Annotated in this window: 16 protein-coding genes; 9 read left to right on the plus strand and 7 right to left on the minus strand. The window is 51.0% G+C overall.

The annotated features are described in order from the left end of the window. Positions 1–51 precede the first annotated feature (51 nt). Positions 52–1,710 (plus strand): DUF342 domain-containing protein, encoded by a 1,659-nt coding sequence (locus tag D9T21_RS13200; RefSeq protein WP_123325447.1) that lies wholly within the window; start codon positions 52–54, stop codon positions 1,708–1,710. Between the two features lie 54 nt (positions 1,711–1,764). Here D9T21_RS13200 and D9T21_RS13205 read toward each other — a convergent pair whose 3' ends face one another. Together D9T21_RS13205 and D9T21_RS13210 are read right to left on the minus strand one after the other, a co-directional pair. Further along, positions 1,765–3,183 (minus strand): transporter substrate-binding domain-containing diguanylate cyclase, encoded by a 1,419-nt coding sequence (locus tag D9T21_RS13205; RefSeq protein ID WP_123325448.1) that lies wholly within the window; start codon positions 3,181–3,183, stop codon positions 1,765–1,767. 159 nt (positions 3,184–3,342) lie between these two features. Next, the gene (locus D9T21_RS13210; RefSeq protein WP_123325449.1) at positions 3,343–4,518 is read right to left on the minus strand and encodes a thiolase family protein; all 1,176 of its coding nucleotides are present in this window, start codon (positions 4,516–4,518) and stop codon (positions 3,343–3,345) included. A gap of 254 nt (positions 4,519–4,772) precedes the next feature. Here D9T21_RS13210 and D9T21_RS13215 point away from each other — a divergent pair, with 254 nt between their 5' ends. From D9T21_RS13215 to D9T21_RS13240, 6 genes are read left to right on the plus strand one after another with little or no spacing between them, the layout of a single operon-like run. Continuing rightward, positions 4,773–5,177 (plus strand): MerR family transcriptional regulator, encoded by a 405-nt coding sequence (locus tag D9T21_RS13215; RefSeq protein ID WP_123325450.1) that lies wholly within the window; start codon positions 4,773–4,775, stop codon positions 5,175–5,177. A gap of 3 nt (positions 5,178–5,180) precedes the next feature. After that, a complete protein-coding gene (locus D9T21_RS13220) occupies positions 5,181–6,350 on the plus strand; it encodes an isovaleryl-CoA dehydrogenase (RefSeq protein ID WP_123325451.1) in 1,170 nt (389 codons plus the stop codon). Positions 6,351–6,391: 41 nt separating this feature from the next. Then, positions 6,392–7,999 carry a carboxyl transferase domain-containing protein gene (locus D9T21_RS13225; RefSeq protein ID WP_123325452.1) on the plus strand — a complete coding sequence of 536 codons (1,608 nt, stop codon included), beginning with the start codon at positions 6,392–6,394 and terminating at the stop codon, positions 7,997–7,999. Positions 8,000–8,008: 9 nt separating this feature from the next. After that, on the plus strand, positions 8,009–8,809 hold the full coding sequence (locus D9T21_RS13230; RefSeq protein WP_123325453.1) for an enoyl-CoA hydratase/isomerase family protein: 801 nt from the start codon (positions 8,009–8,011) through the stop codon (positions 8,807–8,809). Between the two features lie 3 nt (positions 8,810–8,812). Next, positions 8,813–10,789, plus strand: a complete 1,977-nt coding sequence (locus D9T21_RS13235) for an acetyl/propionyl/methylcrotonyl-CoA carboxylase subunit alpha (protein ID WP_123325454.1) — start codon at positions 8,813–8,815, stop codon at positions 10,787–10,789. Next, entirely contained in the window at positions 10,782–11,699 is a 918-nt protein-coding gene (locus D9T21_RS13240; protein WP_123325455.1) for a hydroxymethylglutaryl-CoA lyase, read from the plus strand. Before D9T21_RS13235 ends, D9T21_RS13240 begins: the two co-directional genes overlap by 8 nt. 42 nt (positions 11,700–11,741) lie before the next feature. Here D9T21_RS13240 and D9T21_RS13245 read toward each other — a convergent pair whose 3' ends face one another. Then, positions 11,742–12,917 carry an MFS transporter gene (locus tag D9T21_RS13245; RefSeq protein ID WP_123325456.1) on the minus strand — a complete coding sequence of 392 codons (1,176 nt, stop codon included), beginning with the start codon at positions 12,915–12,917 and terminating at the stop codon, positions 11,742–11,744. A gap of 138 nt (positions 12,918–13,055) precedes the next feature. Then, positions 13,056–13,589: an SRPBCC family protein gene (locus tag D9T21_RS13250; protein WP_123325457.1), complete on the minus strand. Its 534-nt coding sequence runs from the start codon at positions 13,587–13,589 to the stop codon at positions 13,056–13,058. A 570-nt stretch (positions 13,590–14,159) separates the two neighbouring features. Here D9T21_RS13250 and glgC point away from each other — a divergent pair. Continuing rightward, a complete protein-coding gene (glgC, locus tag D9T21_RS13255) occupies positions 14,160–15,434 on the plus strand; it encodes a glucose-1-phosphate adenylyltransferase (RefSeq protein WP_123325458.1) in 1,275 nt (424 codons plus the stop codon). 5 nt (positions 15,435–15,439) lie between these two features. Here glgC and D9T21_RS13260 read toward each other — a convergent pair whose 3' ends face one another. Then, complete coding sequence (locus D9T21_RS13260; RefSeq protein WP_241155711.1) at positions 15,440–16,732, minus strand: spinster family MFS transporter; 1,293 nt, start codon at positions 16,730–16,732, stop codon at positions 15,440–15,442. A gap of 123 nt (positions 16,733–16,855) precedes the next feature. Between D9T21_RS13260 and D9T21_RS13265 the strand changes: the two genes are divergently transcribed. Beyond that, positions 16,856–17,674, plus strand: a complete 819-nt coding sequence (locus D9T21_RS13265; protein ID WP_123325459.1) for a thioesterase family protein — start codon at positions 16,856–16,858, stop codon at positions 17,672–17,674. A gap of 181 nt (positions 17,675–17,855) precedes the next feature. On the opposite strand, the gene D9T21_RS13270 is transcribed toward D9T21_RS13265, so the two are convergent. Both D9T21_RS13270 and D9T21_RS13275 read right to left on the minus strand, forming a co-directional pair. Next, the gene (locus tag D9T21_RS13270; protein WP_123325460.1) at positions 17,856–20,807 is read right to left on the minus strand and encodes a TonB-dependent receptor; all 2,952 of its coding nucleotides are present in this window, start codon (positions 20,805–20,807) and stop codon (positions 17,856–17,858) included. A 76-nt stretch (positions 20,808–20,883) separates the two neighbouring features. Further along, positions 20,884–23,532 carry a glycoside hydrolase family 16 protein gene (locus tag D9T21_RS13275; RefSeq protein ID WP_123325461.1) on the minus strand — a complete coding sequence of 883 codons (2,649 nt, stop codon included), beginning with the start codon at positions 23,530–23,532 and terminating at the stop codon, positions 20,884–20,886. Positions 23,533–23,926: the final 394 nt, after the last annotated feature.

Genomic DNA, 23,926 nt, shown 5'->3' on the forward strand with positions numbered 1-23,926 from the left:
AATAACGACGACTTGTTCACGTGCGCGCAGCGCTAACAGACAGGAATGGCAATGCAAGGTGTAAATTTTTCTTTCGATACCAACCGGGAAAACGTAACGTTAACCATCTCCCCCGGTGAATTGGAACAGGAACTCTCGGCAGAAGAGGTCCATAAAGCGCTGTGTGAACAGGGCTTTGATGAAGTCTATCTGTCAGAGAATGCCATCAAAACAGCCTGTGATAAGGCAAATCACCTGTTCAAAACCCGTGACAGTTCACAACAGGTGGTCGAACAGGTTGGCGAACGACGCCATACCGAAGTTGAATTTCGCATTAGCGAAGACAATATGAGCGCCTATGCCATTCTTACAGCGCCTCACGGTGGCCAGTTGCCGCGCGCTGAACAAATCCAGATCATGGCAAAGAATAATGGTATTCGTCGCGGCGTAGGCATCAAACGCATTCGCGCGTTACTTGACAGAGTCGCCGAGGCAGAGCCTGGCAGTCATGTTGAAGGTGAAATAGCCAAGGGGCTCCCGCCTCGCGACGGCCACTCATCTAAACAGGTGCCATTGGTCCCCAACGCGCTGGAGCGCGTGCTCAAACCTCAGGCCAAGACTGATAAAAAGGTCGATTTACGTAACCTTGGCGAAATTGTCTGCGTTAAAGCCGGCGCCGAAGTGTTGCGTCGTGAAGCGCCCGGCAAAGGCCGCCATGGCTTTGATGTGCGCGGCAACGTACTGCCATCAAAAATTGGCGACTGGGTACCACTTAACCTGGGCAGTGGCACCGCGCTTAGCGATCACGATGAAAATCTGGTGGTCTCTACTATTGCCGGCATGCCCAAATACAACAACATGGTGATGCAGGTTGACGATACCTTTATTTGCCAGGGCGTTAACGTGGGAACCGGTCATATTACCTATGAAGGTTCTGTGCTGGTAAATGGTGACGTAACTGAAAATATGATCGTCAAAGCCAAAGGTGATGTCACCGTTAATGGCTTTGCCGAGTCTGCTCATATTCAGGCTGATGGCGATGTCATCATCACCGAAGGGGCAATGGGTAAACAATCCGATGATCATAACGAATATACCTGCACTATCCAGGCGGGCGGCAGTGTTTACCTGCAACACGGACAAGGACTCGACATTATCTGTGGTGGCAACCTGAATGTAGGCCGCCAGCTTGCTCATTGCCGGGTCATTACCGGTGGCCAGATTGTAGTTGGACAGCCGGATAACCCTCAGGGTAATCTGTTTGCCTGCGAAATCAGCAGCCATGGCCCGGTCATCGCGGGTACTGTGGGTGCAGTCTCTGGCAGTACCTTGCGCATTGATTTCAGCATGGGCTTTAATCAACTCCAGGCCCGTAAAGACAGTTTTGAGGATCTGCTGCGTCAGATCCGCGGCAATGCTGAACGACACAAACAGAAAATTGACAACATCAATAACCGCGTTGTGCCCAAATCTTTACTCAGCAAAGTTGACGAAGCTAAAGAAATGCTCAAAAACGAGTCGAATCTGCTGACCTGGATGGAAAGTAAATCAGTGGAGATGGCACAGGCCAAACAACAGTATCAGGAAGCCGCCAGGCTAATTGCCAACAAAAAACTATACTCCGGCGTGTCGGTTAAACTCAACAACCGTAACTGGCGTTCCGAGCGCGAATACGACCGGGCGCAAGTCAGCTACGATATGCACCAGTGGAAATACGAACCACTGGTATAGTCCAGTAAAAAGGGCAGCTTATCGCTGCCCTGTTTAATTCTCACCTGAAGCCTCTCAGGTCTCCGCTATCATCACCTTACCACTATGATGACGACGCGCCAGGTATAACGCCTGACTGGCTCTTTCATACCAATCGGCAAAGGTTTCACCTTCCTGCAAAGCGGCCAGTCCTATCGAAAATGGTAATAAACGAATGTCATCCCGGGGATGCGTTTCAATGGCATCCTTTAATCGCTCGGCCAGAATTTTCGATGCTGCAATGGGCGTTTGCGGGCACAGGATAATAATTTGTTCAGCACTCCAGCGTCCGGCGATATCGACTTCCCGCACGCTGCGCAGGCATACTCTGGCAAGCTCACGCATGCCCTCTTCAGAGAATGGTTTATCGCCGGGGTTTGGCCGCACATTCTGAGTAGAAAAATCAAACAGGATCAGCGTAGCCGCGATGTGGAAACGGTTAAAGCGAGACACCTCATCTTCTGCCCGGTGCAGCATAAAATTGCGGTTATACAGATTGGTGGCGGTGTCATGGGAGGATAAAAACTCCAGCATGCGGTTTTTTTCCAGCAATACCGACTGCAGGTTTTCCATTTCTTCCTGCTTTGAACGTAATTCACGACTGTACCTGCGCATAATATTGCGCCGCCAGAACAGTGTGGCCAGGATCACCGCAACACAGGCAATGCCCAGCACCGCCAAACGAAAATCCTGATGGTACTGGCGTTTTACATTGCTCCAGCGTTTATAGATATCCACCCGGGCCGCTTCGGGAATTCGCTCAATGGCGTCATTAATCCGGGCAACCAGTTCCGGGTAGGCTTTGTTTACGCCCATGCGCAGGGAATTATAGGGTTCGGCATAGCCGACGATGGCCATTTCCTGCATGTTCATTTTATTCAGTTCTGAGTTAATACTCAGCAGTGCACCGGCAAACACATCAACGTCACCACTGCTCAACGCTCGCAGTCCTTCTCCTTCACTCTCAAACAACTGCAGGCTGAGCTGCGAATAATAGCGGGTCAGGTAATCGGCCAGAAAAGAATCTTTTGCCACGCCCACCAATTGATTATTCAGCCCTTCCAGGCCCTGATACATCACTTTGGCATCACGGGCAATCAACACATTCGGCGACTGAAAGTATGGCACCGTGAAATCAAGGTATACATTGCGGTGCGCAGAACTGTTGAGCATCGAAATCAGCATACAACGGCCGGTTTGCACATACTCCAGAGACTGACGGAATGAATCGGTTTTAACCAGTTTGAAATTCAGATTAGCCAGCTCCCCCACTAGTTTGAGGTAGTCGGCAGAAATCCCCACGTGTTTGTCATTGCGGAGCATTTCGTAAGGAACCCAGGCAGGGTCTATACAGTAGGTTACTGATTTTGGGCTGGCACTTGCCTTACCTGCAAAACTAGCGGCGCAGATAACAAAGCAAAGCGTAAATACTGTTCGTAATTTGAACATCACCATGTCATTTATTCTTGTTTTTACCAAGTATGCGTTGCAGCGTGCTCTAAATCAACTCATTGAAACAATTACGAATAAAATCAATGTAATGTTCAGGACTATCTGATTGGTAAATGTACACAGGGCCGCCTGAAGCTGGCCCTGTGTTATTGGCGGTTCTGATTACAACATTTCTACTGCCAGTGCCACACCTTCACCACCACCGATACACAGTGAGGCAATCCCTTTACTCAGGCCTTTTTGCTTCAGGCCGTGTAACAGGGTAACCAGGATACGGGCACCAGAAGCACCAATCGGGTGACCCAGCGCGCACGCACCGCCTTTAATATTAACCTTGCTCTCATCCAGACCCAGCTTTTTAATCGCCAGCATGGTTACCATGGCAAACGCTTCGTTGATTTCAAATAAATCAACGTCGTCTTTGCTCCAGCCTGCTTTGTCGAGCACTTTTTCCATGGCGCCAACCGGCGCAACGGTAAAGTCTTCCGGTGCAATAGAGTTAGTTGCGTGAGCAACCACTTTCGCAAGTGGCGTTAAGCCCAGTTCAGCGGCTTTAGACTCACTCATTACCAACAGCGCGGCAGCACCATCAGAGATAGAGCTTGAGTTAGCGGCAGTAACCGTACCATCGCGTTTAAACGCAGGGCGCAGCGACGGAATTTTATCCGGACGAGCAGACCCAGGGCCTTCGTCGATGTCTACCACTACATCGCCTTTGCGGGTAGAAATGGTTACCGGCACAATTTCATCACCAAAGGTGCCACTGTTAATGGCTTCGTTGGCTTTTGATAATGAACCTATCGCAAATTCATCCATCATTTCACGAGTCAGACCTTCTGCATCGGCCGTTGCCTGCGCAAAACAGCCCATAGCCTGACCATCGTAGGCATTTTCCAGACCGTCCATCATCATGTGATCAAGCACTTTGCCATGACCCATACGATAGCCGCCACGCGCTTTTGGTAACAGGTACGGCGCACCACTCATGCTTTCCATACCACCGGCAACAATCACTTCGGCACTGCCCGACTGAATCATGTCGGATGCCAGCATCACTGCTTTTAGCCCTGAACCACACACTTTGTTAATGGTTACCACGCCTGCCGATAACGGTAATTCTGCTTTCAATGAAGCCTGTCTGGCGGGTGATTGTCCTAAACCTGCTGGCAGTACACAGCCCATAATGACTTCGTCTACTGCAGCAACATCAACATCACCGCATGCTGCTTTAATCGCTTCTGCGCCTAAATCAGTGGCTGGCAGCGTTGACAGCGATCCCATAAAACCGCCCATGGGAGTTCGTTTCGCAGCTACAATAACGACAGATTCTTTACTCATAGTTTCCTTGCCTCAATTGAGATTTAAACAAATACAGATAACCACCTGCTCGAGCCTACTACTGCACATAGCCTACACCTGTATAAAAAAATAAACACACGACTTTGGTTTTATGTCAGCCATGACGTTTATAAATTTGACGTTAAATAAATGTTACATTAAATTCACCTTAACCTAACCCTAACGTTAACGTAAATCAATTTTACCAGTACAGTTATCACGCCTGAAAGTAGGTGACAAAAAGGATACCGGCAATGACCAATCAAAATAATGAAGTAACCTACTCTATTGGTGAACTCGCTAAAGAATTTGATATTACACCCCGTTCTATTCGCTTTTATGAAGAACAAGACTTATTAAGTCCCGAGCGAACCGGGCAAACACGTATCTACTGTAACAAAGACCGGGTCAGGTTAAAGCTAATACAGCGTGGTAAGAGGTTGGGCTTCTCGTTAGCTGAAATCAAGAACCTGTTTGAGCTCTACGATAGCAACGCCAACTCCATGCTGCAACTGGAAGCCATGTTACAGATGACAGAACAAAAACGTGCCATCCTGCGCCAACAGCTCGACGATATTCAAATGCTCATGAATGAACTGGATGAAGTTGAAAAGCGTTGCCGCGACGAACTGGCCGACTTACAAAAAAGAGGTAGTTAAGCCATGACGACACATTACCCCACATTAAATTTTGATCTCGGTGAAGACATCGACATGCTGCGCGAGCATGTTCACCAGTTTGCCCTCAATGAAATCGCCCCGTTAGCCAGCCAGGCCGACGAAGATAATGCCTTTCCAAACCAGTTGTGGCCAAAACTGGGGGATATGGGTTTGCTTGGCGTCACCGTCAGCGAACAGTACGGCGGCTCGGAAATGGGTTATCTGGCCCACACTGTCGCTATGGAAGAAATCAGCCGTGCCTCAGCCGGTATTGCCCTGAGCTACGGCGCTCACTCTAACCTGTGTGTGAATCAGATCTTTAAAAACGGCAATGACGCCCAGCGCGAAAAGTATCTGCCGAAACTGGTCAGCGGTGAGCATATTGGTGCGCTGGCGATGAGTGAGCCCAACGCGGGTTCTGATGTTGTCAGCATGAAACTCAATGCACGTAAGAACGGTGATAAATACATCCTGAACGGCAACAAAATGTGGATCACCAATGGTCCGGATGCCCATACCTTTGTAATTTACGCCAAAACCGATGTCAGCTCGGGGCCGAAAGGGATTACTGCGTTTATTGTCGAGCGTGACTTCCCCGGCTTTAGCCGTGCGCAGAAGCTCGACAAGCTCGGTATGCGCTCATCCAGCACCTGTGAGCTGGTGTTTGAAGACTGCGAAGTGCCAGCCGAAAATATCCTCGGTGAAGAAGGCGGCGGCGTACGTGTACTCATGAGCGGCCTCGATTACGAACGGCTGGTGTTATCCGGCGGTCCGCTGGGCATTATGCAGGCCTGTATGGACGTGGTAGTACCCTACATTCACGACCGTAAACAGTTTGGCCAGTCTATCGGTGAGTTTCAGCTGGTGCAGGGTAAGGTAGCCGATATGTATACCCAGATGAACGCCGCGCGCGCCTATGTGTATGCGGTAGCAAAAGCTTGTGATCGCGGCGAAACAGCACGTAAAGATGCTGCTGGTGCAATTCTCTACTCAGCTGAGCTGGCTACCAAAATGGCCCTCGATGCTATTCAGCTACTGGGCGGCAATGGTTACATCAATGAATTTCCTACCGGCCGCCTGCTACGCGACGCCAAACTATACGAAATTGGTGCGGGTACCTCAGAAATACGCCGTATGCTGATTGGTCGGGAGCTGTTTAAAGAATCAGCCTGAACCAACAATCCTTACTAACGACAGGACACAGAGGAGGCACTATGCCTGTACTCACCAGTCAGGTTAATCCACAAAGCGATGCCTATAAACAAAACCAACAAGGCATGCAGAACGTGGTGGATGATCTGCAGAAAACCATCGCGACCATTTTAAAAGGTGGTGGCGAAAAATACGTGGCCCGACATAAGGCCAAGGGTAAATTGCTGGCCCGTGAGCGTATCGATGCGCTGCTGGATGCCGACTCACCCTTTCTTGAAATAGGTCAGCTGGCCGCCCATAACGTGTATGGCGAAGACGTACCCTGTGCCGGTGTAGTGGCCGGTATTGGTCTTATTCACGGCAGTGAATGTATGGTGGTGGCTAACGATGCCACCGTCAAAGGCGGCAGCTACTACCCCTTAACAGTTAAAAAGCATCTGCGCGCTCAGGCCATTGCCGAGCAGAATCACCTGCCCTGCATTTATCTGGTCGACAGCGGCGGCGCCAACCTGCCCCGTCAGGATGAGGTGTTCCCGGATCGGGATCACTTCGGCCGTATTTTCTTTAATCAAGCACGCATGTCATCAATGAACATACCGCAAATCGCGGTAGTTATGGGTTCATGTACCGCCGGTGGTGCTTACGTACCAGCCATGGCCGATGAAAGCATTATTGTTAAGGAACAAGGCACTATCTTTCTGGCTGGTCCACCACTGGTGAAAGCCGCCACCGGCGAAGAAGTCAGCGCCGAAGAACTGGGCGGCGGCGATGTGCATACCCGGGTATCCGGGGTTGCCGACCATCTGGCCAATAACGATCTGCATGCACTGGATATTGCCCGCAATGCAGTGGCCCGGTTAAATCGTAAGAAGCCGGTGACCACTGCGAATCAGGCAGTTAAACCACCGCGTTACCCCATTGCTGAACTGTACGGCATCGTGCCGCAGGATCTGCGCCAGCCTTTTGATGTCAGAGAAGTGATTGCAAGAATTGTCGATGACTCCGACTTTGATGAGTTTAAGGCCCGCTACGGCACCACCTTAGTGTGCGGATTCGCTCATCTGTACGGCATGCCGGTGGGCATTGTGGCTAACAACGGCATCCTGTTTGGCGAGTCAGCCCAGAAAGGCGCGCATTTTGTAGAGCTATGCAGCCAGCGCAAAATTCCGCTGATATTCCTGCAGAACATCACCGGGTTTATGGTGGGTAAACAATACGAAGCATCCGGTATCGCAAAACACGGCGCCAAAATGGTAACTGCCGTGGCCTGCGCCAATGTGCCCAAACTCACCGTCCTGATTGGCGGTAGTTTTGGTGCCGGGAACTACGGCATGTGCGGGCGCGCCTACGATCCCCGGTTTATGTTTATGTGGCCTAATGCTCGGATCTCCGTAATGGGCGGCGAACAGGCCGCAGGCGTACTGGCCCAGGTGAAAAAAGACCAGGCCGAACGTGCCGGCACAAGCTGGACTGACGCCGATGAGCAGGCAGTCAAACAGCCGGTTATCGACAGCTACGAACAGCAAGGCCATCCGTATTATGCGTCTGCCCGTTTGTGGGACGACGGCGTAATCGATCCGGCGGATACCCGCAAGGTACTGGGTTTAGCATTAAGCGCCAGTCTCAATAAACCCATCGAGGATACGCAGTTTGGCGTATTCAGAATGTAGGGGGAAGTGATGACCGAACACGTATTATATGAGGTTAACGAACAAGGCGTGGCACGTATTACGCTAAACCGCGCCGACAAACACAATGCCTTTAACGAAGACATGATTGCCGGGTTAACCGCCAGTTTTGAGCAGGCCGGCAACGATCCCGCCGTGAAAGTAGTGGTACTGGCCAGTAACGGTAAAAACTTCAGTGCCGGTGCCGATTTAAACTGGATGCAGAAAATGGCTGGCTATACCGAAGCGCAAAACCGCGCCGACGCCATGAACCTGGCCACCATGTTACATACCCTGTATACCCTGCCCAAACCAACCATTGCCCGGGTTCAGGGCGCGGCTTACGCCGGCGCGGTAGGTTTAATTGCCTGCTGCGATATCGCCATCGCCTGCAAGCTCAGCAAGTTTTGCTTAAGCGAAGCTAAAATAGGCCTGGTCCCGGCCACCATCAGCCCCTACGTTATCGAAGCCATGGGCAAGCGCATTGCTAAACGTTACTTTATGACCGCCGAAGTCTTTACTGCTCGCCGAGCCCGTCGTCTGGGCCTGATCAGCGAGGCGGTGAGTGAAGACCAGCTTGATGCCACCATCGAGCAGCTTACCGATACACTGCGCCACAATAGCCCTGAAGCCGTCAGCCAGTCAAAGTTATTGGTTAATACCGTGGCCGGCCAGCCTATTGATGAGTCCATGCGCGCGCTCACCAGCGACTGGATTGCCCGGATCCGCGTGTCGGAGCTGGGTCAGGAAGGCCTTAACGCCTTTTTGCAAAAACGCCCGCCAAACTGGTTACCAGCAGGGTCAAAGGAGTAAATCATGTCAGTCACCAAAAACATCAATAAAGTACTGATTGCCAACCGTGGCGAGATTGCCTGTCGGATTATTGCCACAGCACGTCAGCAGCATATCCGTTCTGTAGCGGTGTACTCTGAGGCCGACCAGCATGCCATGCATGTTAAACAAGCCGATGAAGCCGTTGCGATTGGCCCTGCCCCGGCCAGTCAGAGCTATCTGGTGCAGGACAAAATCATAGCGGCCGCCAAACAGTGCGGGGCCGATGCCATTCACCCGGGCTACGGATTTCTGTCTGAAAATGCCACCTTTGCCAAACGCTGTGAACAGGAAGGGATTATCTTTATTGGCCCGCCGGCCAGTGCTATTGAGGCCATGGGTTCTAAATCCCGGGCCAAGCAAATAATGGAAGACGCCGGCGTGCCGCTGGTGCCCGGCTATCATGGCGATGAGCAAAGTGCTGAGTATTTACTTAACGAAGCCCGCCGGATTGGTTTTCCAGTGATGCTTAAAGCCGCTGCCGGCGGCGGTGGTAAGGGCATGCGTCAGGTAATGACCGAGGCTGATTTTCAGGCTGCGCTGGACGCTGCCAAACGGGAGGCTAAAGCCAGTTTTGACGACGACCTGATGCTGGTTGAAAAGTTTTTAACCGAGCCTCGCCATGTGGAAATTCAGGTCTTTTGCGATCAGCACGGCAATGGTGTTTATCTGTTCGACCGCGACTGCTCAGTGCAGCGCCGCCATCAGAAAATTATTGAGGAAGCACCGGCCCCCGGCATTAGCGATACCGTGCGTCAGCAAATGGGCGAAAGTGCCCTTGCCGCGGCCAAAGCCATTAACTATGTGGGCGCCGGCACCGTTGAGTTTCTGCTCGACGGCGACGATTTCTATTTTATGGAAATGAATACCCGCCTGCAGGTAGAGCATCCGGTGACGGAAATGGTTAGTGGTGAAGACCTGGTTGCCTGGCAGCTTACGGTAGCCGCTGGCCAGCCACTGCCAAAAACGCAGCAGCAATTGCGCTGTAGCGGCCATGCTTTTGAGGTAAGGTTGTACGCCGAAGACCCGGATAATGAATTTTTGCCCTCCACCGGACTGCTTAAACGCTTACGTTTCCCGGCTGAGGGCAATGGCGTAAGGGTCGATACCGGCTTTATCGAAGGTGATACGGTCAGCGTACATTACGACCCCATGCTGGCAAAGCTCATTACCTACAGTGATAACCGTGAAAAAGCATTGGCCAAAATGCTCAACTGCCTGGAACAAACCCGGGTTACCGGCGTGACCACCAATTTACCCTACGTGCACCGGGTGATGGAAAATGCAGACTTCGCCGCAGCCAGATTAACGGTGCATTTTATCGCCGAGCACACTGAGGCCCTGGCGCCGCAGGCGTTTAACTGTGATTATCTGCCCGCCATGGCGTTTTGCCTGTTTAAGACCATGCAGTCTGATAGCGCCCCCCTCGGCGATGAAGGCCTTAAAGGTTTCCGCTTAAATCACCAGCGCCAGTACTATCTGGCAGTACAGTGCCAGGATAAAGCCTATCTGCTCTCAGTTACCGCAAATGAAGGTCAGCTCAGCGTTACCTGCGAGGAAAATCACTGGCTGATAAGTGGCGACTGGCAGGATGAGAATCTTAACCTTATCGTCGATAACTATCAGCGCCGCTATACCGTTTGCCCCGACAGCGACGACGGCTGGGTACTGTTTGACGGTGCCAGCGCCCTGCCTTTCACGTTGCAACGACCGGATTTCGGCCAGCATGAAGATGCCCATGAAAACGAATGTGTTGCGCCCATGAACGGTACTGTGGTTAAGCTACTGGTTGAGCCTGGCAGTAAGGTCACTAAAGGCACTTCACTGCTGATCCTGGAAGCGATGAAAATGGAGCACAACGTAAAAGCCCCGGCCAACGGTGAAGTGGCGGAGTTTTATTACCAGGCCGGCGACATGGTTGACGGTGGCGCCGCCCTGCTGGAGTTTGTCGCTGATGAGTAATTATCCGCAGCAGGTCAGCATTGTTGAAGTGGGCGCCCGTGACGGTTTGCAAAATGAAGCGGCGGTGATCGAACTGCCGGTAAAACTGGCGTTTATAGACGGACTGGTACGCGCCGGGCTCAAACGTATTGAAGCCGGTAGTTTTGTGTCACCTAAATGGGTGCCACAAATGGCCGATAGCGCAGCGGTGTTTAATAGCTTGGGGCAAGACTCAGGCGCCACTTTCAGCGCCCTGACGCCCAACGAAAAAGGCATGCTGGCGGCTATCGATGCGGGCGTTGATGAGGTTGCGGTATTTGCCGCCGCCTCTGAAAGCTTTTCCCAGCGCAATATTAATTGCTCGATTGAGCAAAGCCTGGAACGTTTTGAACCGATCTTCCGTTTAGCCCGCCAGCATAACCTGCGGGTTCGTGGTTATGTGTCCTGCGTGATGGGCTGCCCCTATGAAGGCGCTATCAGCCCGGATGCCGTGCTGGCGGTCAGCCAGACTTTACTCGACAAAGGCTGCTACGAAATCTCTCTGGGCGATACCATAGGTACCGGCACGCCGGGACAGACTGCGCAGCTGCTAAGCACCTTGTTAAAAACCATCCCCGCATCAAAACTGGCGGTGCATTTTCACGATACCTACGGTCAGGCCCTGGCCAATATTCTGGTTGCGTTACAGCATGGTATCAGTGTGATTGATTCGGCCGCCGGCGGCTTAGGCGGCTGCCCTTATGCTGCCGGTGCCAGCGGCAATGTCGCCACCGAAGACGTGGTGTATATGCTAAACGGCATGGGGGTAGATTGCGGCGTTGATATCAATGCGTTGGTAGCCGCGTCCACGCAAATATTTGACCATCTTAACCGTGAACCCGCTTCGCGGACCATGCGGGCGTTGCTGGCCAAACATCACAATGTGATATAGCGCTGCGGCCTGGTATAGTCTGAAAGCGGCCTGCTGTGTAGATCAGGCCGCTTGTTGTTTCTCTTTGGGCAGAATAAAGCTCAACCCAATCCCTATCAGTAACATCGCCGCCATGGTAGCAACGATATTAATATCAAAGGCTGCCTTAAGCGCCGCATAAAGCGCACCAAAACCCAGCAAAATAAGTCCGATTGCGGTGTTGCTAAAAGCCACCAGTTCGGTGCGTTGCTGACCATCTTTAACATCCAGGCTGTAGGTTTTACGACCAGTGCGGACGCCGGTGTGCGCCACGGCCAGTACAAAGAACAAGCCGCCGGAAATCCACAGCGAGTGACCTGGCAATAACAACAAACCGCCACAGGCAATAAGCGCCAGCACACCGGCTAGTTGCAGAGTGAGCCTGGCGCTGTAATCCGCCACGCTGCCCCAGATAAACGAAGAGAGCATGGTTGCTGCTGCCTGCGCGCCAAGATAAAACGGTAACAGGCTGGAAGCTTCCTGCTCGGTTTCAAGCATAAAGTAAGGCGCTACCAGAGCGCTGTGAACAAACAGCCCCCTTACCACAATAAACTTGTACACCACGGCATCGAAATCCCACCAACTTTGACCGCCCTGCTGTTTATCCTCGTCTGCCTCAACGCAGGTTTTTACCGGCAATAAAATAAACAAGCCGAGTAACATGGCGGTGACAGCGCCAATGAGCAAGCCAAAGATCAGGGTTTCGCCCAACTGATCGGCAAAATACACCAATGGTACGGCGATAATTAACGTTAAAACGCCCGAGGTGGTAGAAGCAATACCCAGCAATTTTCCCCTGTCGCCCTGCTCTGCTACGTCGGCCTGAATGTCTTTCATGGTCAGCGAGCAAGCCGAGCGGCCTAAGCTCAATAAACACAGTCCGCCTAGTACGAACCATCCGGCGGTCATGCCTTCGTACCAAAAAGCGCCAAGAATAATGGCTAGCAGAGAAAACGACTGTACAATCATACCTAAGCGCCAGACATGGTGTCGCGCCGGATAGTTGCGCAGTACTACACCAATGGCAGCCTGAGGAAGCAAAGCTCCTGACTCGCGGATAGGCACCAGCCAGCTAATCATCCAGGCGGGCGCCCCCAGGGCCAGCATCAGGGCCGGTAAGGTTGTTTTAGCAGAAATAAGCAAATCGGCCAGTTTGGTGTTGGCGAGGCTGGCAATTAAGCGACGTTTGACAGAGTTCAAAGCGCAGTTACCGGTCTGAAAGATACCACTTTCGACCGCCTTAGTAATTGATTAGGCTGTAGTATACGCAGAAATTCCAGGTTGAGATCCCCCGTTTGGTATAACAGTACTAAAGACTAATACCGGGCAGCAAGGCTGCTACCCCATGCTGTTTTCTACCAGGGTTTTGATATTTTCCAGGCCCACCTGAATGTCTTTGCCCAGCTTATTATCAAAAAATAGTAACTTGTAGCGGTCAATAATATTAACGCCGACATTACCACGACTGCTCCAGGTGAGCTCGGTGCCGGACTCGAGAGGTTTAAGACGTAATTCACCGTGGGCTTTAATGCCATGGACGGGATTATCAACGCTGTACACCAGTTGGCGGTTAAACTGCAGGGAGGTAATTTCAATGGTGCCGCGACCAAGAACATCACTACTCCAGCGCAACCGCATTCCGATGGCGCGATCCGGCCCGTCATAGGTCATCACAGCGTTAGGATCCATCTGGTACCAGGTACTCCACTGCTCCCACTTGCGCAGATCAACAATGGCGGCGTAAACCTTATCGGCGGGCGCGTTTATTTCGATTGTACGCTCGACTTCATACTCTTCAGGCAGAAACAGTCCCGTCAGAATGACAAGAAAAGCCACAATAAACAGATTTATGAGCCATTTACTGCCCCACATAGTGTCTCCCGTTAAAACCACCTCGGCCAATTATAACATTAATTTAACAAAATGAGAGTTTAACGGCCTTTTTTGTTTGAACTAAATCAAATATTGATTTATCGACCGCTAAGTAAACGCCTGACCAGCTCGTAATTGTCGATAAAACCGTTGCTACATCAATAAGCTATTCTGATTGCGACGTGCAGCGCATGATTGTTAATAACGCAGTGCGCTCGCTGAGTTTGCGCCATAAATTAGCCATGAGCGCTTATCGGTAGCCCCTAAAGTATCTTCTGAAAGCAATGAAATTCATCTTTCCTGTATAACCGCGTTAAACAACCGTTTGCGCAATAATTCCAGCCGATGTTTTTATGGAAAACAGACTCCCATTCACAATTAACAGTTTCACTACAAACAAATTAATATTTATTTACACCAACGGCGCTTGAGCATTTATTATTCAAGGCGTAAGATGGTGAAAAATAATGTAATTTAATTACAAATAACCTATCCTTAAATAGATGGATACGGTCACCCAGACCGGCAGGCATGAGCCGTTACTACACAGCGCGTCGATGGAGAAACAGAATGTCCGACAAGAGCCCTCGTTATATCAGTAATCTTACCCGCGATACCTATGCATTGATCCTCGCCGGTGGCCGGGGGTCACGATTACACGAACTCACTACCTGGCGGGCCAAACCGGCGCTCTATTTTGGCGGTAAATTCCGCATCATCGACTTTCCGTTGTCTAACTGTATTAACTCAGGTATTCGCCGGATCGGCGTTGTCACTCAGTATAAATCACACTCACTTATCCGCCACCTGGTGCGCGGTTGGGGGCACTTTAAAAAGGAACTGGGCGAGTCGGTAGAAATTTTGCCTGCGTCACAGCGCTTTTCAGAAAACTGGTACGAAGGCACCGCCGACGCGGTATTCCAGAATATCGACATTATCCGCGATGAGCTGCCTAAATTTGTAATGATTTTATCCGGCGATCACATATACCGCATGGACTACGCCAACCTGTTAGCCCGCCATGTGGAAACCGGTGCTAAGATGACCGTATGCTGTATGAAGGTGCCACTGGAAGAAGCGGCCGGCGCATTTGGTGTTATGTCGGTAGACGAAGACTACCGTATTAAGGGCTTTACCGAAAAACCCGCTAACCCGGACCCGGTACCCAACGAGCCGGATTTATGCCTGGCTTCCATGGGTAACTACGTATTTGATACAGAATTTTTGTTTGAGCAACTGGCACGCGATGCTGAAACCTCAGGCTCTGAACGGGATTTCGGTAAAGACATTATTCCCAGCATTATTAAAGACCACGACGTATTTGCTTATCCGTTCCAGAGCAGCGAGAACGAACACGTTTACTGGCGTGATGTAGGCACCCTGGACTCATTCTGGGAAGCCAATATGGAAATGGTAGCGCCCGTTCCGGCACTAAACTTATACGATCGTAAGTGGCCAATCTGGACTTATCAGGAACAACTGCCGCCAGCGAAGTTTGTCTGGGAAGATCATGACCGCCGCGGAGAAGCCATCAACTCGGTAGTCTCCGGTGGCTGCATTGTTTCCGGCTCGACCCTGCGTCGCTCACTGTGCTTCTCAAATGTCCGGGTCCACTCTTATGGCCTGATTGAGGAAGCCGTGATCCTGCCAAACGTGGAAATCAAGCGTCACTGTAAACTGCGTAAGGTGATTATTGACCGCGGCTGCGTAATCCCGGAAGGCACTGTAATAGGTTACGATCACGACGAAGACCGTCGCCGCGGCTTCCGCGTCTCCGAAAAAGGCGTTGTGCTGGTAACCCGCGAGATGCTTGGTCAGCCAGTGGGTGGCACCGCCTTAGGTTGATGCTTCTATCCATGGATCTGGCGCTTAGCCAGGTCCTGCGGTAACCGTAACGACGTCCAGCCAAACACCAGTATTGATAACACAAACGGAATAGCCAGCCAGTCAAGTGCGGCTACCAACCCTTCAAGTTCACCCAGACTCGCCGTGTAATGCTCGCTGAGTACGCCCACAAACGTTGGCCCACCGCCAAGCGCTATCAGGTTCAGAACAAAGAAAAATAACGCGGTAGACATGGCCCGGCAATTAGCCGGAGACAGCGTTTGTGCCATGGCAAAGCACGGCCCGAAATAAGTACCGCTGGTAACCTGCAATAAAGTAAAACCAGCAATCGCCGGCCACAGCGATTCACTGTGAATAGCCAGCAAAAAAGCCGGCACGCCAACGCATAGAGCAATGGCTGGCAGACGCGCATAAGCACCTGGATTGCTACGCCCCCATTTATCGGCAATAGCACCACCGGCCCACACGCCAATGGCATATAAAGTGCCGTTAATAACCCCAAAAACTACCAGTAACCAGACTATGTCTACTTCACTGAAGCGCCGCACGAAGTAATCCATCTGCCAGCCAATCACGGCATAGTTAGCAAATGACGACAACGTAATCCCCAGTACCATGCCCCACCAGCTCGGCGTTTTAAGCAGCTCAATAATGCTATCGAGCATGGGTCGCTGACGCTCTTGTTCGGTTTGCTGTCTAACGGGCTCTTTTACCGTCAGTTTAAGCACAATAGCCAGTACGATACCGGGCAGCCCTAGCGCTATCATTACCGAGCGCCAGTTAGCCTGACCTCCGCTGAGCACAAATGCTGAGGCCAGATACGCCAGCATAATGCCAAAGGGAATGCCCAGCGCATATAGCGCCATGGCCGTGGCCCGCTCTTTCGGGGTAAAGAGATCAGCAATAATACTGTGCGCCGGTGGCGTACCGCCGGCTTCGCCAATCCCCACGCCAATCCGGCATAAAGTCAGTTGCAGGTAGCTGCCGGCAAGCCCTGACAATGCCGTAAAACCACTCCATAAACTTAACGAAACGGCAACGATATTAACCCGGCTGTAGCGGTCTGCCAGCCAGGCCACCGGAATCCCCATTACGGTATACAACACCGCAAAATAGATCCCTTTAAGGTAACCTAGCTGGGCATCATCGAGTCCTAAATCCTGCTTAATAAACGGCGATAAAATACCAATGATCTGACGGTCGATAAAATTAAACGCGTACACCAGCGTGAGCATCAGCAACACGTAATACCGATAACGATCAGGTTTTTCAGCGGGGGTAACAGAATTAGGGTTCACACATCACCTGTGATACAAATACATTAACAAGCAGACTTATAGCGGTATATCATTAAGAATAAGTCGAAACACGGCCAGCGAGCCGGGATAATATCATCCTATTTATCTGATGTTGAACTCTGTATGCACATAGACAAACTATTAGCCCTGACTTCCGACGTAACGACCATTAACGATAATGAGTGGCTGATGACCCACCCGGGTCTGCCCGATACCTGGGGTCAGGGCCGCACTGCATTTGGTGGTATCACTGCCGGTTTCCTGCACCACGCTCTGTCTCAGGTGGTGGATAAGGACCGTAGCCTACGCGCTTATCACACCAATTTTGTCGGGCCGGTGAGTTTCGATAAACCGCTGGAACTAATTGTTGAGAAATTACGCTCGGGGCGCAATATGTCGCAATACCTGGCCAGGCTGCAGCAGGATGGCAAAGTCTGTGTTTGTGTGCAGGCCTGTTTCGGCGTAGAGCGCAGTTCAAAAATACAGGTGGATAAACTGCCTACCCACTCAATGAAGCTGCCGCAAAAAGCCAAGTTTATTCCGCAAATTCCTAAGGTGACACCGCGCTTCTTCCGGCACTACGAACTGGCTATCGAACAAGGCCAGATCCCGTTCAGCTGGAGTAAGCACAGTCATTATCATGGCTGGATGCGCTTTAAAGAGGCCGTCAGCGAGTTTAATTACACTCACCTGATATCTCTGATTGATGCCTGGCCGCCAGCCATTATTCAACAACTCAAATTACCGGCGCCGGTAAGCACCGTGAGCTGGGATATTGAATTGGTACAACCGCTTGCGCCAGGTAGTGAAAATCCCTGGTTTGGCTACCAGGTGGATACCAAACTCGCCAATGGTGGCTATGCCCACACCGAAGCAACCATCTGGGACGATAAAGAGCGGGTAATCGCTCTCAGCCGCCAGACCATCGCAGTCTTCGATTAAGTTGTAGCGCCATTCAAACATAAAAAAACCCGGCACAGGCCGGGTAAATTTTTAACGCACTTATTATTATTATAAAGCTAGCAAGGTAAATTGCCGGAGTCAGAACTCACTGCCCCCGACAACCTTTAACTAATCAGTGGAGAGCTACTGCGAACTCTCCACAGGTTGGTTGGGAGGTTGATTAGTTAAATCCGTAACGAACACCCAGCGCATAGCGTGTGCCATACTGGCGGGCAAACAGAAACTGCTCCTCATAACGGCCGTAACCCTGTTCAGTCTCGTTGTTCAGGTTTAACGCATCAAAGAACACGGTGAGGTTTTCATTGATGTCGTAGTTAATGCTCATATCCACCTGGCCATAGTCTTTAAAGAACTGAGGTGGTGCATCAGCAGAACCCTGAGCCTGACCAACGCCTAACAGGTAATCATCACGCCAGGCGTAAGTCACCTTCACTGACAGACCGTCTTTTTCATAAAACGCCTGCAGGTTAGCAGAGTCGCCCAAACCGGTTAATGGCGCCTGTTGAGTAAGACTGTCCACGTCAAACTCTACATCACCGTTAACGAAGGTGGCGTTCACATTGAAACCAAAACCGGTTTCACCAATCATGTGCTGCAATGCCACTTCCACACCATCAACCGATTTTGCATCGGTGTTATTTGGCTGGCTGACATTCCACACAATCAATGGATCATTGCTGTTTGGCTCAATCTGACCGTCGGCATTGCCATGACCATTGGCCAGCATCTGATCGAAGATCGCGGTACTGGTTGCCTGCTCACCGCGGGCTTCAATATCGGCAATTGCCTGCTGGTAACGCGGACCATTGTAGATATCGTACAAGCCATCGATGGTGGTCTCGGTAATCGTGGTCTGAATAAAGTTATCAACGTCTTTCTTAAACCATACGATTGACGCGTAACTTGCTTCACCGTAGTAGTACTCAAGGGCTAAATCGAGGTTGGTCGACTCAAACGGTAACAGGTTCGGGTTACCCTGTGAGCCAGTCCGTGAACCTGGTTTAGGGCTACCGCTCAGGGCACGGCCACCGGCTAAGAAGCCTAATGGTGCACGTGACATGGTTTTACCCCATGATACCCGGGCCTGTAACTCGTCGGTAACGTCCAGACGGAAGTCGATCGACGGCAGGAACACATCGTGTGAGCCTTCCTGGGTCAGGTAGTTGGCGGTACCGCCCTCTTCGTACTGCATGATCCACTCAGAGGCTGCAACCCAGTTTACCTGCTGCTCAACACGCTGACGTACGGTACTGGTTACATCCGTTTCTTCGTAGCGGGCACCAGCAATTAACTGCGCCGGATAGTCACCAATTTCAAATTCCCATTCGGTCTGAATGTAAATACTGTTGGTCACTTCCTCTACTTCACTTTCGCCCGTAATGCCATTGAAGTAAGCATCTGGTACATAAGCGTCGCCGCCCATAACGTCTTCGGTCAGATAGGCCATTTGACGCGCTACAGCTTCGTCGAAGTCGTAGGTGTAGTAATAGTTAGGCATCAGGTTAGCGCCACCACCAGCAAACTCATCGAGGAAGCTACCAGTGTCATGACGGGTAAACATGCTGTCCGGGAAGATTTCCGGGAAAGACGGGTTGAAGCCCGGGCCACCACGCAGACCACTCCACGCGTTGGTGCCGTACATGGTTTGCTCAGTGCGGGCAAAACCAAATTTAACTACCGGCATAGGAATATCAAATTTAGAGTTGTACCACTCACCGTCAAACTGCAGCTGTTCTACATTTGATTCACCCGGAGAGTGAATAAACTGACTGAAGTTTGAGTCGATTTCACTTGGCATTAACTCATTGGTGCCGTTTTGCCATCTGATAAAAGCAGACGGTACTTCACCGTTACGATAGTCGTAAATTTTGGTAATGAGTTTATCCGATCCCAGAATGATCTGGCCATTGCTGCCCATACCATCATCCGCACCGTTATCGATTTCATTGCTGGAATCGTGATAATCGATGTTGAATTTCAGATCGTCAGTTACCTGCCAGTCGATATTCAGACCGATTGAGCGGGCATCTACTTCGGTGGTTTCACGGAAGGCCGTAAATGAGCCATCGTTACCACCAATATCGGCGTAAATTGCGGTACCGTTTTCATCCAGCTCGTAACCGTTAATGTTACCGCCAAATTCATTCCAGATACCCCAGCCAACACTCTCCAGACCCACAATCGCATTGGTCATGGTGTAGTCGAGTGTCATGGTAATGTCGTCGTTAGGCGCATACTGGAAAGTCACCTGAGCATTGGTACGGTCGTTTTCCACATTGTCGATACCGTAGTTCATATCTTTAGGGAAAAAGTGGTTACCAATGCGGTTGCCTTCATCATCCACGGCGCGCGGATCGATCATGGTAGATTCGTTAAATTCCGGCAAATCCACATTCGCCTGCCAGCCCTGAATATTGGCCTGCTGACGCTGGAAGTCACGCTGATAATGAGAGAAGCTTACCGCAAATCCCAGTTTGTCATCGTTGAAAGTATTGCTGTAGATACCGGCGATTTCCGGCGTTACATCATCCCCTTCCACTACAGACGTATCATGCAGCGCTTTGGCCATAAACGAGTAACGCTGACCTGGTTGTTGCAATGGCTTTGAGGTAACGATATTTACCGTTGCACCCAAACCACCACTTGGCAGTTCGGCTTTAGCCGTTTTGTACACTTCCAGGGCACTGACGCCCTCAGAAGAAAGGTGTTGCAGGCTGTAAGAACGGGTAAACCCCGTACCCGGCATCTGACGACCATTTAAGGTGATCAGGTTAAAACCCGGACCAAAACCACGCACGGTGATTTCGCTTCCCTCACCATTGGCACGGCTTACCGATACACCAGTAATACGTTGCAGTGATTCAGCCAGGTTAGAGTCCGGGAATTTACCCATTTCTTCCGCTGAAATCGCATCCATCACACCCGGTGTGCTGCGCTTGATATCCATTGCACGAATTAAACTGCCACGGATACCCTGCACTTCGATAACTTCAACTGCCGGTTCCTGTTCAGACTCGTTCGCTTCCTGCGCGAAGGCTGCCTGACCTGCGGTGCCCAGCAATAACCCTACGGCTATGGCCAGACGATTTTTATTAAAAATTGTGTAGTTCATAGTTCGATACTCACGTTAAATTCTTTACCTTGTGCAGGTACCGGCCTGTTGGCTGCGGCACCTGCGACCGGCTGCATTACTCGGCAGCGATTTCTGCGTTATCGATACGGTAGACGGCGCCGTCGCCAGTCCCCCAGGCCGGGAAGACCATCAGTACATTGATGTCACTGATATCCAGGCCTGCATCGAATAACTGTTGCAAGGTAAAGGTGTAGGTTTGCCATTGACCCAGTACTGGCGCTTCGCCTTCCACACTGTCAGTCAGTGGCAGTTCAACAGCGGTGGCTGCACCGGTAGACTCAATTTTGAATAACCAGCTTGAGTCCGGGTCAGACGGGTTAGATACCACTTTCATGTCAAAGCGAACCACACCTGTGCTCAGCAGAGCGGAAGCGTCGTAAGACACGCCGTCATCGGCCAGAAAGCCCATTACCGTTGGCTGTGAGCCAATGATGAACTGTGCTACGGCACCTTTGCTGTCGTCTTCGTCCATCTCTACGGTTGGTGTAGAACCACCACAGCAATCCCAGATAGACCAGCCATCGGCGGCTACATCTTCGAACAGTTTAATACCGTTGGCAGACTCCGCAGACGGGTCGTAGATGCGGGCGTTATCCACACGGTACACCGCACCATTACCGGTTCCCCAGGCTGGGAAAATCATCAGCACATCAATGGCACTAACATCCAGACCACCCGCTGATAAATCAGACAGCTTAAAGGTATAGGTCTGCCATTCGCCGGTCACCGGGGCAACGCCTTCCTGACTGTCAGTAACAGGCAGTTCTACCGCGGTCGCACCGTCACTGGATTCCAGCTTAATTAACCATGAGGCATCCGGGCTTGATGGCGCATCAACCACTTTCATTTCAAATTCCAGTACACCGGTTTCTAAAATGGCACTGGCGTCAAATGGTGTATCACCTCCACCATTAGCACCGCGGGTAATAAAGCCCATTACGGTTGGCGCTTCGCCGATAGAGAACTGCGCAACCAGACCATGATCATCATCGTCAAGTTCTTCAGTAGGCATAGAACCACCACAGCAGTCCCACATTACCCAATCCGGGTTTTCACCGTCGTCAAAGAACACTACTTCCGGGGATGGCGCTTTAATTTCAACGTTATCGAGTTGGTAAACAGCACCTTCGCCCAAGCCCCATGAAGGGAACACCATCAGCACGTCGATCGCGCTAACATCCAGTCCCATATCTGCCAGCATCTGCAGTGGGAATACATAGGTCTGCCATTCGCCAACCACTGGCGTTACACCGTCGCGGTTGTCAGTCAGAGGCAGTTCGGCAGCACTTGCCGCGTTGTTGCTTTCTACCTTGAATAACCAGGTAGCATCCGGGCTGGCCGGTGCAGACACGACCTTCATATCAAATGAAATCACGCCGGTTTCCAGCATGCCAGAGCCATCAAAAGGAGAAGCCTGACCGTTTTCGTCGGTAATAAACTCATCACGGCTGATAAAACCGTTAACCGTGGGCGATGCACCCACCATGAATTCATATACGGCACCCTGATCCGGATCTTCAACGATCATTGGCGTTGAACCACCACAACAGTCCCAGGCAGGCCAGTTAGGGTTCGCCGCATCGTTAAAGATGGTCAGGTTTTGTACTACACCACTTGATGGTGGTGTTGGGATAGGCGCTTCGCCTTCAACCAGCGCGTCATCCAGGCTTTCGTAGCCAGGGCGGATGGTTTCACAACCTTTACCGGTATCCGGATCAGATGCACACTCATACACGTGCACATAATCGATAACGTATTCCTGGCCAGCGGCAAACGCTTCAGCGTCGATGCCCATGTTATTGACGTTTTCAGGCCAGTCACCACCAACCGCCAGGTTGAGTAACAGGTGGAATTCCTGATCGAACGGTGCGTTATTCCAGAAAGTGGTTAACTCACCGGTGATTTGATCGTAGTACTCAGCAAACCAACCACGGTGGCTCAGGCCCATGGCCTCACCGCTGGCGTTGTAGCGTACTGTGGATTTACGCTGAGTAGCATACAGGTAACCGTCTACATACCAGCGAATCTCCCCTTCCTGCCATTCAATAGCATAAGTGTGGAAATCGTCAGCCGGATTCATGTCGGCAGGGAACTCATAAGCTTTACCGGAGTTCACATTGTTTGGCCAGTCGCGACCATAATGCAGGGTACCGTGAATGTTAGACTCAACATTACCTTCCGCGTCGGCCACTTTCAGGTTAACCGCTTCCATAATGTCGATTTCACCGGATTTCGGCCAACCGCCATACACATAGTCGGTAGGAAGCATCCAGAATGCCGGCCAGCTGCCCTGCCCTGACGGCAGTTTGGCGCGCATTTCGAAACGGCCGTATTTAAAGTCACCTTTATAGCGGGTGTTTAACCGGGCAGACGTGTAAGGCTTTTCAGCCCCTTCCTCTGCTGGCAGTGCAACGATATGCAGCATACCGTCGGCGACATAAGAGTTTGCCGGATCGTCGGTGTAGCACTGTTGCTCATTGTTACCGCCGCCGGCGCAATTTACTTCGTGTGTCCATTTAGCGCTATCGATTGCGCTACCATCAAAATCATCACTCCAGACTAACTGCCAGTCGGATACCGGCTGAGCCGGATCAACGGTGGTAAAATCTGATTCTGTTTTGGCGCTTTCGCCGCCACAACCCATCAGCGTTGCCGCGGTCATAGCAGCAAGCAACCGAGATAGTTGCATTGTTGTGTTTTTCATTCTTCAGCCCCGATCTAAACGGAATTTATGTTGCGTCACCTGTCGGCTCTCATCCGCCGTAAAAGTGTAAGCGCTTACATGTGCAATCAAAAAATTATGTAAGCGCTTACAGAGATTATTACATTAAGTTGGAGAAGTAAATTCAAATTAACAATTTTTTTACTATAAAGTGCATCACGATTGTGATTTTTGGTTTGTGCTGTCAGCACGGCTCGCTCAACGCGCCAATGTTAAGGATTAATCATGAAATTCGCTTTAATTACATTGATTTGTATTAATTTCATTCAACTACCCACGGAAATTAAAACGTCTGGTAGCGTGGCTTTTTAAGCGCTAAACGCGCTCGCCGCCTTCATTTTCTACTCTGTTGTACTGAAAAGCGGACACTTAGCAA

The organism is Marisediminitalea oceani, from assembly GCF_003731635.1.
Classification (GTDB): Bacteria; Pseudomonadota; Gammaproteobacteria; order Enterobacterales; family Alteromonadaceae; genus Alteromonas; species Alteromonas oceani.